Source organism: Streptomyces syringium, assembly GCF_017876625.1.
GTDB classification, from domain to species: Bacteria; Actinomycetota; Actinomycetes; order Streptomycetales; family Streptomycetaceae; genus Streptomyces; species Streptomyces syringius.
Map to the genome: position 1 here is coordinate 4567800 of NZ_JAGIOH010000001.1, position 12622 is coordinate 4580421.

The following is a 12622-nucleotide window of genomic DNA, read 5'->3' on the forward strand; positions in this document are numbered from 1 at the left end:
ACGACTCGGCGGCCCACGGATCGGGTGACTGCTTGGGATTGGCCGGCTACGCCGGCGCTGCGCTGTGCGCGACGACGGGCGCTAGCCCGCAGTCACCTCACGCGTCCGGACTGAAATCATGTCCCGAACCACCTCCCTTCTCGTGTACCCCCAGCGTAAAAAACGGTCCCCGGGACGACAAGCGAATTTCCCGTGGCACCGATTTCGCCGAAGACGGTGTGGTGCCGGGCACGGTCGAGTTGAATGACCCGTCGTGCAGGACATGCAGACGCGTCCAGCAGGGGGTACCTCGTGACCGCTCCACACCCGTCCGGCCCTGCCCGTCGCGGAACCCGCACCGGGGACGGGGCCGCCGCCGACAGCGACGACTCCGGCCTCCTCGCGGCGCTCCTCGACGGTATGGACGCCGCGCTGTGCGCGTTCGACGCGGCCGGCACGGTGACCCACTGGAACCGCGAGGCCGAGCGGATACTGGGCTGGTCGGCCGAGGAGGCCGTCGGGCGGCACGGGCTGGCCGGCTGGGCCGTGCGCGCGGCCGACGCCGAGGAGGTCACCGCGCGGCTGCTCGGCGTGATGGAGACGCCCGGACGGCAGGTGCACGAGTTCGCGCTGCTCACCAAGGACGGCGGCCGGGTCCTCGTCCGCATCCAGACCTCGGCCGTCCCCGGCCCGGACGGCAGGCCGGCGGGCGCGTACTGCGCGTTCAGCGAGGTGCACACGCAGATCGACCTGGAGCGGTCGATCGCACTGAGCGAAGGGCTGTTCGGGGACGCGTCCTGGGGTGTGGTGCTGGTCGACGCGGATCTGCGCCCGGCCCTCGCCAACGCGCACGCCGCGCGGGCGCTGCGCACGGGCCGGACGGCACTCCTCGGCCGGCCGCTGGGCGATCTTCTGGACCAGGGCGTGGAGGAGTTGGAGGGCGCCCTCCAGCACGTGCTGGCCGCCGGTGCCCCGCCCGCGCCCACCGACCTGTGGGTGACGCTGCGGGACGCCACCGGCGCGGCGTCGGAGCGGCGCTGCTGGCGCAGCGGCTTCCTGCGGCTGGCCTCCCCTCTTGCGGAGGAGCCCGTGCCGCTGGGTGTGGCCTGGCTGTTCCTGGACGTGACGAAGACGCGGCTGGCCGAACAGGAGAGCGCGCGGCTGCGGTTCCGGGGCAACCAGCTGCACCGCGCGGGCCGGGCGGTCGCGGAGTGCGAGGACCCGATGGAGGGTGCGGCGCTCTACATGGACTTCGCCCTCGCGGGCTTCGCCGATCACGCCGTGATCGATCTGCTGCCGGCGCCGGTGGCCGCCCCGGAGGGGCCCGTCCGGCTGCTGCGGGCCGCCGCGACGCCCGCCGGGGCGCCGGGACCGTGCCCGGTGGCGGCGCTGAGCGGGCTGCCGGTGCCCTACGCGGACGGCCACCCGGCGTTGCAGGCGGTCGAGCGCTGCGGTTCGGTCCGGGCGGGCTCGGACCGTACGGACAACTGGGCGCCGGCCCGCAAGTGGCCGGACGGCACCGAGCACGCCCTGGCCACGGTGCTGCGCAGCCGGGGCCGCACGCTGGGGGCGGTCACCTTCCTGCGCGGGCCCTCCCGCCGCCCGTTCGACCGGGCGGACGCGACCTACGCGGAGGACGTCGCCTCACGGGTGGCCGCGTCGATCGATCTGGCGGTGACGGCCGAGGCGGCGGCGAAAGCGGAGGCGGAGGCCGGGACGGTCGGCTGGTGCGGGAAGCCCGTCGGCTGACCGGTGGGCCGGGGGCGCGGTCCCCGCCTCACGGCCGCGGCCTGTCCTAGTGACGGAAGAAGATGCGGTCCCCGTACTCGGCCATCACCCGGCCGTTCCACTCGTGGCCGCCGTCCACGTTCCCGGAGCGGAGCATGGGCGGGTCGATGCCCCGGGCGGCCAGCTCACCGGCGGCCGTCGCGACGACGGCCTGGAGCAGGGCGCTGGTGACGACGGTGGACGCCGGGGCGAAGGGGGCGGCGATGCCGTCGGCGGTCAGCTCCGCGTCCCCGGGCGGGATCTTGCTGTCGATGACCAGATCGCAGTGGTCCTTGAGGAAGGTGCCCGAGACGTGCCGTGACCTGGTCTGCTCGGCGTAGGCGAGGGACGTGACGCCGATGACCTTCAGGCCGAGGGCCCGGGCGTTCATGGCCATCTCCACCGGCAGGGAGTTACGGCCGGACAGCGAGATGACGATCAGGACGTCACCGGGCTGCACCGGGCTGGAGTCCAGGACCGCGCCGGCCAGGCCGTTCACCCGCTCCAGCGCGCTGCCCAGGGTGGCGGGCATGACGTCGATGCCGACGGCGCCGGGGACGGCGAGCAGGTTCATCAGGGCGAGGCCGCCCGCCCGGTAGACGACGTCCTGGGCGGGGAGGGAGGAGTGCCCGGCACCGAAGACGAAGAGCCGGCCGCCGTCCACCACCGTGTCGGCGAGCATGGCCCCGGCGGCGGTGATGTGGTCGGCCTCCTCGTCGCGAGCCCGCTGGAGCAGCCCGATCGCGGCGTCGAAGAACTGCCCGGCCAGCTTGTTCTCGCTCATCGCTGCGGGGCTCCTTAGCTCGGAATCCGGTGGTGCGGGGGGAGTGCGCACGGTCGGTGCGTACGCTCGTGGCGCGGATCACGTTGCGGTCTTGACCAGCGCCCTGTCAATACGGCGTCCGCGCCGACGCCGCACGCGGCACCGTTGTCGGTGGTATGCGTCAGAATTGAGTCCAGGGCCAGCGCACGACATATCGAGGGGCACACATGTCCGGACTGATCGACACCACGGAGATGTATCTCCGCACCATCCTCGAGCTGGAAGAGGAAGGCGTGGTCCCCATGCGCGCCCGCATCGCCGAGCGGCTCGACCAGAGCGGCCCGACGGTGAGCCAGACCGTGGCCCGCATGGAGCGGGACGGCCTGGTCTCGGTCGCCGGCGACCGCCACCTGGAGCTGACCGAGGAGGGCCGCCGGCTGGCGACCCGCGTCATGCGCAAGCACCGGCTGGCCGAGTGCCTGCTGGTCGACGTGATCGGCCTGGAGTGGGAGCAGGTGCACGCCGAGGCCTGCCGCTGGGAGCACGTGATGAGCGAGGCGGTGGAGCGCCGCGTGCTGGAGCTGCTGCGCCACCCCACCGAGTCGCCCTACGGCAACCCCATCCCGGGCCTGGAGGAGCTGGGCGAGAAGTCCGAGGCCGATCCGTTCCTCAACGCCGGCATGGTCAGCCTGATGGACCTGGAGCCGGGCACCGAGGGCAAGACGGTCGTCGTCCGGCGCATCGGCGAGCCGATCCAGACGGACGCCCAGCTGATGTACACCCTGCGGCGCGCGGGCGTCCAGCCGGGCGCGGTGGTCAGCGTGACCGAGTCGGCCGGCGGAGTCCTGGTCGGCAGCGGCGGCGAGGCCGCGGAGCTCGAGGCGGACATCGCGGCGCACGTCTTCGTCGCGAAGAGGTAGCCCTTCCGGCGGATCAGTGACCTCATGTGCCCGGACGGGCTTGATATGGCTGAGCCCAGCCATATCAAGCCCGTCCGGCGCTTGAGGACGCGCCCGCAGGGCGCTCGCCGCCGCAGGCGGCATGACGGGCCGGTAGGCGAAGAACCCGTCGGCCGGGCGAGTGGCGGCAAGACAGGCCGTGGCAACTCCCACCGTTCCGGCCGGAGTTAGCGGAATCGATACGCCCGGCCCCTCGGCGTGCCACGCTGGCGCTGACGCATATGCCCACGCGCCACCGACCTGGGGAGGGGCTCGATGGGGCCAGCGGGCCGCACGGCCACCACGTGGCACCCCGGTGCCCGTCGTGGCGCCTGTCGTGGTGTCAGCCGGCGCGACGGCCATGACAAGGGCCCCGGCGGCCTTTCGGACCGCCGGGGCCCCACCTCCCCGTGCTCCCCCGCGGCGACCCGGAGCCCCGAGCTCCCAGGGTGCGCCTCGCGGACCTTCTTCCCCGAGCGGTCCGCGCCCAGATCGATGTCTCCCCTGGGGGCGGGCGGCCAATCCTGCTGCATGGTCACTCGAACGAGGGGTGTTGCGCGCGAAAGCGGTTCGTTCGAATGCAAGTTCTATAAAGTAGGGCTGCTCGGGGGAGAAGTGGGGGTGCCAGAACTCATGGTGCGGCGTATCGACGTGAGCGGAAGCGGCGGAGTGCGGCTGGCGGCCTGGGAGTTCGCCGACCCCCCGAAGGCCGGCGGTCCGTTCGCCGGCGGCGGCCCGAGCGGCGTTCTGCTGCTCCACGGGCTGATGGGCCGCGCCTCCCACTGGGCGGCGACCGCCCGCTGGCTCTCCACGCGCCACCGCGCGGTCGCCCTCGACCAGCGGGGGCACGGGCGCAGCGAGAAGCCCGCCGACGGCCCGTACACCCGCGAGGCCTATGTGGCCGACGCGGAGGCGGCCGTCGAGGAGCTGGGGCTGGGTCCCGTCACCCTCGTCGGGCACGCCATGGGCGCCCTGACGGCCTGGCAGCTGGCCGCCCGCCGCCCCGACCTCGTCCGCGCCCTGGTCGTCTGCGACATGCGGGCCTCCGCGCTCGGCGCGGCGACGCAGCGGGAGTGGGGGGAGTGGTTCAGGTCCTGGCCGGTGCCGTTCGCCACGCTCGCGGACGTACGGAAGTGGTTCGGCGAGGACGACCCCACGCTGGAGCGGCCCAACCCGGCCCGCGGCGACTTCTACGCCGAGGTGGCGGCCGAGCGCGCGGACGGCTGGCGTCCGCTGTTCTCCCGCCGCCAGATGCTGCTGGCCCGGGAGACCTACGTCCATGACGCGCACTGGGAGGAGCTGGCCCTCGTCGAGTGCCCGGCCCTCGTCGTGCGCGGTCTCGACGGCGAGCTGGGCCGCGCCGAGGCCCAGGAGATGGTCCGCGTCCTGCCGCGCGGCGTCTATGCCGAGGTGCCGGACGCGGGTCACCTCGTCCACTACGACCAGCCCGACGGCTGGCGCCGCGTGGTCGAGCCGTTCCTCGCCTCGGTCCTGCCGGTCTGACCGCAGGCGGCCGGCGCCTCCTCCCGGTCACCGCCCCCGCCGTCCCGCGGCGGATCGGCATGGCCCGAATTAATTCAACGACCGTTGACATAACCCCGGACCGGGTGTGCACTGGAAGGACCGAGACACCTGGAGTTGCCATGACTTCTCGTACCGATCCCACCGCCGACGTCCTCGTCATCGGCGCCGGACCCACTGGACTTCTGCTGGCCGGCGATCTCGCCGCCGCCGGGGTGCGGGTCGTGCTGCTGGAGCGCCGGGCGCGGGAGTCGAACCTCACCCGGGCCTTCGCCGTCCACGCGCGGACCCTGGAGATGCTGGACATGCGCTCGGTCGCCGAGCAGCTGCTCGCCACCGGTGTGCTCGTCTCCTCCGCGCGGCTCTTCGGCAAGGCCAGGCTCGACCTGTCCGGACTGCCGAGCCGCTTCCCCGGTGTCCTCATCACCCCGCAGTACGAGACCGAGCGGGTCCTGGAGGAGCGGGCCGTCAAGCTCGGTGCCGAGATCCGGCGCGGCACCGAGGTCCTCGGCCTGCGGCAGGACGCGGACGGTGTCGACGTGGACGTCCGGACGGACACCACCGACGAGCCCTCCGGCGACGCCTCCGGCAGCGGCGGGACGGCGACCCTCCGCGCCCGCTATGTCGTCGGAGCGGACGGGGTGCGCAGCACCGTGCGACAGGCGCTCGGCATCCCCTTCCCCGGCAAGTCCGTCCTGCGGTCCATCATGCTCGGCGACGTGCGCCTCGCCGCCCCTCCCCGCGAGATGCCCGTCTTCGGCAACGTCGCCGAGGGCATCTGCCTCATCCTCCCCTTCGGTGACGGCTGGTACCGCATCATCGCCTGGGAGCGCCACAGCGACGTGCCCGCCGACGCGCCCGTCGAGCTGGAGGACCTGCGGGCCATCACCCGGGCCGCGTTCGGTACGGACTTCGGGGCCCACGACGCCCGCTGGACCTCGCGCTTCCACAGCGACGAACGCCAGGCGCCGCGCTACCGCGACGGCCGGGTCTTCCTCGCGGGCGACGCCGCGCACGTCCACTCGCCCGCCGGCGGCATGGGGATGAACGCGGGCCTGCAGGACGCCGCCAACCTCGGCTGGAAGCTCGCCGCCGTGCTGGCCGGGCGCGCCGACGACGCCCTCCTCGACACCTACCACGACGAGCGGCACCCGGTGGGCGCCCTCGTCGTGCGCCTCAGCGGAGCCCTCCTGCGGGTGGCGGTGGCCGATTCGACCGTCGTGCGGGGGCTGCGGCGGGGCGCGGCCGCCGTCCTCCGGTACGTGCCGCGGATGACCCGCCGTCCCGCGCTGCTCGTCTCCGGCCTCGGCATCCGCTACCCCGCGCCGCCCGGCGCCCACTCCCTCACCGGGAGCCGCGCCCCCGACCTGCCCCTGGTCGAGGTCCCCGACGGCCCCACGCGTCTCTACGAGGCGCTGCGCGCGGGCCGTTACGTCCAGGTCCTGCCGCGCGGTGCGGCTCCCGGGGATCCGGTGGCGGAGCGCGAGAGGGACGTCATCACCGTCACGCGCGCCGACGCGCGGCAGCAGAGCCTGCTGGTGCGGCCCGACGGATACGTGGCCTGGGCTTCCGACGACGGCGCCACCGGGGCCGTGCCGCCGCCCGGTGCCGTCCCGCCGTCCCGGGTGTGAGACGGGGGTACACACCCGGGACGGCCCCTTCCCCCTGCGGCGGCAGGCGCCTCTCGCCTGGCCGGCGGATCTTCGGCCGGCCAGGCTTCCGGCCCCCGCGGCGGGCAGGCGCCTGCGGGCGCGTCCTCAAACTCCCCCAGCTACCGCTGGGAGGTGCCCCCCCAGCGGGCTTGACGTGGCTGAGCCGGCCCGGCTGGCGGCGGACGCGGTCCGCAAGGGCGTTCGCCTGACGTGCCGGTCACGGCAAGGCCAGCCGTTCGCAGTCGCTACGCCCGCGCGCAGCGAACCGGTCAGCGGTCCGGTCAGCGCCCGCGGGCGTCCGCGGTCTCGCGTCCGCACGCGTAGGCGAGCGCGCTGACCAGCTCCTCCGCGTCGGGGAGCCAGCGGTTGGCGGCGGTGGGCTGGCGGGCCCACTGGACCGCGCCGCGCGCGCCCATCCGGGTCGGCGGCGCGACCACGTAGTCGCCCTCGCCGCGCGCGACCAGGTCGAGGGAGGAGGGCGGCCAGCCCAGCTTCCGGGCCAGGTCGGCGACCTTCAGGGCGCCGCCGGGCAGGACGAAGAACAGCATCCTGCGGTGCGGGGTGGAGGTGATCGGCCCGAGCTGGATCTCCATCCGCTCCATGCGGGCGAGCGCCAGGCAGCCGGCGCTCTCGGGGACGTCGAGCGCGTCGAAGGTGCGGCCGGTCGGGAGCAGAACCGAGGAGTTGGGCTGTTTCGCCCACATCCGGCGCGCGGCGACCGCGCTGCCGGTGGCCTGGGTGGCCCAGTCGGGACGGGCCGGATGCGCGCCGGGCGACGGGCAGTCGAGGTCGCCGCACGAGCAGCGTTCCCTGCCCGCGTCGACTTCCAGCCAGGTCCCGGCGAATACGTCCCAGTGCCGCTCTTCCGCGTACCGAACCGCGGCGTCGAGGACCTGCTCGCCGCGTTGTTGGGGGATAAGCGGGGCTCCTACTCCGATGGTCTTTTCCACGTTCATCACAACTCCCCTTGTCACCAGGGGTTACGGCTCGGGCACAGCCTCCTCGCCGGACTCCGCCCATGCATATGGGGCGCACGGGAGCATGTACGGGGGCGCAGGCGCGGGTTCGCCGCCGCGAAGGGGTAGCCACCTGCCTGGCGGTCGCGGACACGGTCGTCATCGCTTCACGTACCGCAGACGTCACCGCGTCATGACCGCAATTGCCGGTCATTACCGGCAAGTCCCGCATTCTCCGGACACCAGGGGGCAAAGATCACAGGAGAACGCGTTCACAGTTGGCTCAGCTTCTCCGCGCTTCGCGGCAGCCGTCGCGAAGGCATAGCAGTTTCAGGGGGTACAGCATGGCCGCACGGCCACTCGTGGCGCGGCAGCCGAACGAACGGCTGCAGGCGCTCATTCAGGAAGCAGGCTGTTCCAACGCCGGTCTGGCACGCCGGGTCAATATGTGCGGCGCCGAGCACGGTCTCGACCTTCGGTACGACAAAACGTCCGTAGCCCGTTGGCTGCGCGGCCAGCAGCCGCGGGGCCGCGCCCCGGCGATCATCGCCGAGGCGCTCGGCCGCAAGCTGGGCCGCACGGTGACGATCGACGAGATCGGCATGGCCAACGGCAAGAACCTGGCCTCCGGCGTCGGGCTCCAGTTCTCCCCGACCGTGCTCGGTGCCATCGAGCAGGTCTGTGAGCTGTGGCGCAGTGACGTGGGCCGCCGGGACTTCCTCAGCGGCACGTCCGTGGCGTCCTCCGCGCTCGTCGAGCCCAGCCGGGACTGGCTGATCACCAGTGCGGACGCGCAGGTCGCGCGCAGTGCGGGCGCCCGGGTCGGGGTCTCCGACGTCGAGGCCGTACGGGCCACGACCGATGCCCTGGTGGAGCTCGACCACCGGTACGGCAGCGGGCACGTCCGGCCGGTGGTGGTCCACTACCTCAACAGCGTCGTCTCGGGGCTGCTGGCCGGTTCGTATCGCGAGGTGGTCGGCCGTGAACTGTTCGCGGCGGTCGCCAGGTTGACAGAGCTGGCCGGATACATGGCGGTCGACACCGGCCAGCCGGGCCTCGCCCAGCGCTATTACATCCAGGCCCTGCGGCTGGCCCAGGCCGCCGGGGACCGCGGCTACGGCGGCTACGTCCTGGCCGCGAGCATGAGTCACCTCGCCGCGTCGCTGGGCAACCCCAGAGAGATCGCCCAGCTCGCGAAGGCCGCACAGGAGGGGGCGCGGGGGCAGGTCACCCCGCGGGCCGAGGCGATGTTCTGCGCGGCCGAGGCGCGCGGCCACGCGCTGCTCGGTGACGCGCGGGCCTTCCAGTCCGTCGCGACCCGGGCGGTGACCTGCCTCGAACAGGCCGAGGGCGACGGGGACTCGGGGGACGACCCGCCGTGGATCCGCCACTTCGACCAGGCCTATCTCGCGGACGAGCTGGCGCACTGCCACCGCGACCTCGGCCAGGCCGAGCCGGCCCGCCGTCAGGCCGAGGCGGCCGTCGCCGGTCACCCCGAGGGCCGCGTCCGCCGCCGGGCCATCGGTCTGTTGCTGCTGGCCACCGCCCACGTCCAGCAGCGCGAGGTGGAAGAGGCCTGCGCCACGGGTACCCGTGCCCTGGAGCTCCTCGGCTCACTGCGTTCGAACCGGGGCGCGGAGTACCTGGAGGACTTCCAGCAGCGCCTGGCGCCGTACCGGGAGGAGTCCGTGGTGCGGGAGTTCGGGGCCAGGATGGAGGTGCAGGCGGCCTAGGGGACCGCTGCCCGGTCGTACGGGCGCCGCCGATCGGAGGGGAGTCACGACCCATGGCACCGGCACGGGGAGGGCCTGGTGCCGTGGGGACGTGACCGGCGGGCCCGGCATCGACCTGCGCGGGAGCGGTCAGTGGCCGTTGCCCAGCAGGAGCGTCCACCAAGGGCCGCCCTCACCTGCCGCTACGCCCACGCCGGCGTGGGCGTAGCGGCAGGTGAGGATGACGTCGCGATGCCGTGGGCTGTGCATCCAGGCGTCGACGGCCTCCCGGGCGGTGGTGTGCCCGGAGCTGAGGTTCTCCGCGGCGTACCGGGGGTGGTAGCCGGCGGCACGCATGCGGCGGGCCGGGCTGCTGCCGCCCGGTTCGCTGTGGCTGAGGCGGTGCTGCCGGGCCATGCTGACGCTGTGGCGCTGGGCGGCCCGGTTGAGCGCGCGCCGCAGGCGTACGGGCGGGCAGCCGGCTGCGCGGCGGCGGTCGTTGACGGCCTTGAGGGTGTGGACACGGGCGGAGGCCACGCGCACGGTCCGGCTGCCGTGGGCCGCGTGGGGCCGGCCGGTGCGCGGCCTGTGGATCCGCGGTGGCGCGGGGCGGACGGGCTTGGCGCCGGGGGCCGGGGGCAGTGGCCAGGGCGGCGCCTGGTAGTAGGGGGGCGGGCTCGGTACGGGGGGATCGGCAGGCGTCGACGGGGAGCCGACGGCCACGGTGGGGAGGACGGCGAGGGCGATCGCTGTCACCGTTGCGATGCGCAGCTTCACGTATTTCTCCTTTTCCTTTCTGCCGGCCCAGGCGGGGGAAAAGTCCTGACGGAATCGGTTGGCGGCGAAGAGTGTGATGATCAAAGAATGCGCATATAGCTGCCGGATCTTTCCCGGCCGTTCGGGAAGCGGGGCGTTCGGGGGAATTCCGGAGTGTATGGCCCACCCCATACTCCGGGAATGAGAGGCTGACGGAGTTTCCCGTCCTTTCCTCTGTTTGGAGGCTTTTCCATGGCGTCCTTGATCCGCCGTGCCGCCGTTGTGGCACTGACCGCTCTCATGTTGGGCCTGAGCGGCGGTGCCCTGGCCACCGCTGCTTCCGCGGAACCGTCCAACGACGGTCACGAGTGGGGCGAAAGGCATCACCATGGTGGGCCGCCGGTGCACTTCGGGCCGTTCGAGGTTCCCCGCTTCGGCAGCGTGTCCGGCGGTTTCGCCTGGAACTTGCCGCACTGAGAATGCCCTGCCGGTAAGTGAGGGGGCCGTCGTCGCGACGGCCCCCTCACTTACCGGCTGCGGAAGGTCTGCCGAGTTCAACGCTTGAGGGTGGTGGCGGCGGCAATCAGGACCAGCACGACGCAGAGCAGAATGAGGAAAGCGTCCCGAATGAAGATTCCGGTGACACCGGAGTGGTCGGCGGCTTCACCGGCCGCCTGCACCGCGTAGGTCATCGGCATCAGCTTGGCGGCGGCCGCCAGCGCCCCCTGCATGTCCTCGCGCGGGACGAAAAGCCCGCACACCAGGAACTGGGGCAGGACTCCGGCGGGGAGGAACTGCACGGCCTGGAATTCGTTGCGGGCGAAGGCGCTGACGAGCAGCCCCAGGGCCAGGCCCAGCAGGGCGCCCAGCATGGCGATGATCATGAGCAGATACGGTGGGCCCTCGATGTCCAGGCCCAGCGGCCCGATGGACAGCAGCGTCGACAGAACGGCCTGCAGCAGAGCCAGCAGGGCGAACGCGAGGCTGTAGCCGAGGATGAGGTCCAGGCGTCGCACCGGCATCGTCAGCAGGCGCTCCGCGGTGCCCGAGGTGCGCTCCCTCAGCGTGGAAACGGACGCGACCAGGTACATGACGATGACCGGGAAGATGCCGAAGACCCGGGGGCCGACCCGCTCGAAGGTGGCTTCCGCGTCGTCGAACATCAGCTTGAGCAGCAGCATGAGCATGCAGGGGATGCCGAGCAGCAGGGCGGTGCTCCCGCGGTCGCGGGCGATCTGCTGGAGCACGCGCACCGCGGTGGCGAGGGTGATGGTCGGCGAGAACGGCAACCGCTCGGTCAGTCGCGCGGTGGCACTCACTGGCGGCCGTCCACGAAGAAGTCCGCTTCCAGCGGGGCGCCGGCCCCCTGCCCGAACAACCCGGGGATCGTGTCCGGGGAGGACTGCGCGGCGCGGCGGCGGGCGTGTTCCTCGGCCCGGGCGGCCGCGGTGACCAGGTGCATGAAGGCGCCTTCGGCATCCGCGCAGCCCGTGTGCTGGAGCAGCTCCATCCGGCCCGTGCTCGCCAGGAGGCGGCCCGAGCGCATCAGCAGCAGCCGGTCGCAGCGGTCGGCCTCGTCCATGACGTGACTGGAGATCAGGAGTGTCGTGCCTTCGCCGGCCAGGCGCTGGAAGGCCGCCCACAGCTCGCGGCGCACCATCGGGTCCAGGCCCACCGTCGGTTCGTCCATCACCAGGAGCTCCGGCTTGTTCAGCAGCGCCACGGCGAGGGACACCCGTGAGTACTGGCCGCCGGACAGGCTGGCGACCATCTTGTCGGCGTAGGAGGACAGGTCGACCTCCTTGATCACGCGCACGACGGCGTCCTCGCGCAGCCAGCCGCGCATGCCGAGGGCGGCGGAGAAGTAGCGCAGGTTCTCCAGCACCGTCAGATCGGCGTAGACGGACGGTGCCTGGGTGACGTAACCGACGCGGGAGGCGAGCTGCGCCGCCCCGGCCGGGTATCCGAGGACCTGGATATGGCCGCCGGTGGGCTTCTGGACGCCCACGATGGAGCGCAGCAGCGTCGTCTTGCCGCAGCCGCTGGGCCCCAGCAACCCGACGATCACGCCGCGGGGCACCGTGAAGGTGATGCGGTCCAGCAGCGTGTGGCCCGCGCGTTGCACCTGCAGGCCGTAAGCGGCCACGGCGGGCAGATCGCCCGGGAGTGCCGCGTGGTGCTCGTGGTGCTGCACGTCCCCACCTTCATGTCACTCGGGAGAGTCCACCCGCGGACGGCGGCGGCCCTGACGCGGGATGAACATGCGGGCGCATGACGGCCGTCGCTTCCAGACAACACCCCCGAGTGGGCAAAAGTCACGCATCAGGACATCCTGGTCGTCGCGGTCGCAACCCTCGTGTGCGTCGCGCGGCCGGGCGAGCCCGGACGGTGATGATCCGCTAAGAACCCGCCCAAGTGACTGATTCCGGTGCGCGGGTGCATGCGAGGTCCTCGACACGCGACCGTCCGCACGTCTTGCCTCCACAGGATTTACACATGCATATGCCGAAATAGTCCGGTACCTCTCAAGATCGAACAGAAGGCACGACGGAGGGCGGGCCGGCGGCCTGCCGCCTCC

The 12622-nt window shown here is 72.7% G+C and carries 10 protein-coding genes; 5 read left to right on the forward strand and 5 right to left on the reverse strand.

Translation table 11 applies throughout. The features are described 5' to 3' along the window. Window positions 1-243 precede the first annotated feature (243 nt). Entirely contained in the window at window positions 244-1728 is a 1485-nt protein-coding gene (locus JO379_RS20460; protein ID WP_130879414.1) for a PAS domain-containing protein, read from the forward strand. Window positions 1729-1774: 46 nt separating this feature from the next. Here JO379_RS20460 and JO379_RS20465 read toward each other — a convergent pair whose 3' ends face one another. Next, complete coding sequence (locus JO379_RS20465; protein ID WP_130879415.1) at window positions 1775-2530, reverse strand: SIS domain-containing protein; 756 nt, start codon at window positions 2528-2530, stop codon at window positions 1775-1777. Between the two features lie 206 nt (window positions 2531-2736). Here JO379_RS20465 and JO379_RS20470 point away from each other — a divergent pair, with 206 nt between their 5' ends. The 3 genes from JO379_RS20470 to JO379_RS20480 all read left to right on the forward strand — a co-directional run bounded on the left by JO379_RS20470 (window position 2737) and on the right by JO379_RS20480 (window position 6599). Further along, complete coding sequence (locus JO379_RS20470) at window positions 2737-3429, forward strand: iron-dependent transcriptional repressor DtxR (RefSeq protein ID WP_130879416.1); 693 nt, start codon at window positions 2737-2739, stop codon at window positions 3427-3429. Window positions 3430-4080: 651 nt separating this feature from the next. Further along, window positions 4081-4950 carry an alpha/beta fold hydrolase gene (locus JO379_RS20475; protein ID WP_130880247.1) on the forward strand — a complete coding sequence of 290 codons (870 nt, stop codon included), beginning with the start codon at window positions 4081-4083 and terminating at the stop codon, window positions 4948-4950. Between the two features lie 140 nt (window positions 4951-5090). Further along, window positions 5091-6599, forward strand: coding sequence for an FAD-dependent monooxygenase (locus JO379_RS20480; RefSeq protein ID WP_209516262.1), 1509 nt, complete (start codon window positions 5091-5093; stop codon window positions 6597-6599). A gap of 302 nt (window positions 6600-6901) precedes the next feature. Here JO379_RS20480 and JO379_RS20485 read toward each other — a convergent pair whose 3' ends face one another. Next, the gene (locus JO379_RS20485; RefSeq protein WP_130879418.1) at window positions 6902-7576 is read right to left on the reverse strand and encodes a bifunctional DNA primase/polymerase; all 675 of its coding nucleotides are present in this window, start codon (window positions 7574-7576) and stop codon (window positions 6902-6904) included. Window positions 7577-7920: 344 nt separating this feature from the next. Here JO379_RS20485 and JO379_RS20490 point away from each other — a divergent pair, with 344 nt between their 5' ends. After that, window positions 7921-9309 carry an NsdA family TPR-like regulatory protein gene (locus JO379_RS20490; RefSeq protein WP_130879419.1) on the forward strand — a complete coding sequence of 463 codons (1389 nt, stop codon included), beginning with the start codon at window positions 7921-7923 and terminating at the stop codon, window positions 9307-9309. A gap of 129 nt (window positions 9310-9438) precedes the next feature. On the opposite strand, the gene JO379_RS20495 is transcribed toward JO379_RS20490, so the two are convergent. The 3 genes from JO379_RS20495 to JO379_RS20505 all read right to left on the reverse strand — a co-directional run bounded on the left by JO379_RS20495 (window position 9439) and on the right by JO379_RS20505 (window position 12238). Next, window positions 9439-10065 carry a CAP domain-containing protein gene (locus tag JO379_RS20495; protein ID WP_165451588.1) on the reverse strand — a complete coding sequence of 209 codons (627 nt, stop codon included), beginning with the start codon at window positions 10063-10065 and terminating at the stop codon, window positions 9439-9441. Between the two features lie 533 nt (window positions 10066-10598). Next, a complete protein-coding gene (locus JO379_RS20500) occupies window positions 10599-11363 on the reverse strand; it encodes an ABC transporter permease (protein WP_242626205.1) in 765 nt (254 codons plus the stop codon). Then, window positions 11360-12238, reverse strand: coding sequence for an ABC transporter ATP-binding protein (locus JO379_RS20505; protein WP_242626206.1), 879 nt, complete (start codon window positions 12236-12238; stop codon window positions 11360-11362). The genes JO379_RS20500 and JO379_RS20505 overlap by 4 nt, the downstream gene beginning before the upstream one ends. Window positions 12239-12622 lie beyond the last annotated feature (384 nt).

Bases quoted from the DNA above. Each gene is read 5' to 3' on its own strand.
- JO379_RS20460 (WP_130879414.1), top strand. From the start codon at position 244: ATGACCCGTCGTGCAGGACATGCAGACGCGTCCAGCAGGGGGTACCTC.
- JO379_RS20465 (WP_130879415.1), bottom strand. From the start codon at position 2,530: ATGAGCGAGAACAAGCTGGCCGGGCAGTTCTTCGACGCCGCGATCGGG.
- JO379_RS20470 (WP_130879416.1), top strand. From the start codon at position 2,737: ATGTCCGGACTGATCGACACCACGGAGATGTATCTCCGCACCATCCTC.
- JO379_RS20475 (WP_130880247.1), top strand. From the start codon at position 4,081: ATGGTGCGGCGTATCGACGTGAGCGGAAGCGGCGGAGTGCGGCTGGCG.
- JO379_RS20480 (WP_209516262.1), top strand. From the start codon at position 5,091: ATGACTTCTCGTACCGATCCCACCGCCGACGTCCTCGTCATCGGCGCC.
- JO379_RS20485 (WP_130879418.1), bottom strand. From the start codon at position 7,576: ATGAACGTGGAAAAGACCATCGGAGTAGGAGCCCCGCTTATCCCCCAA.
- JO379_RS20490 (WP_130879419.1), top strand. From the start codon at position 7,921: ATGGCCGCACGGCCACTCGTGGCGCGGCAGCCGAACGAACGGCTGCAG.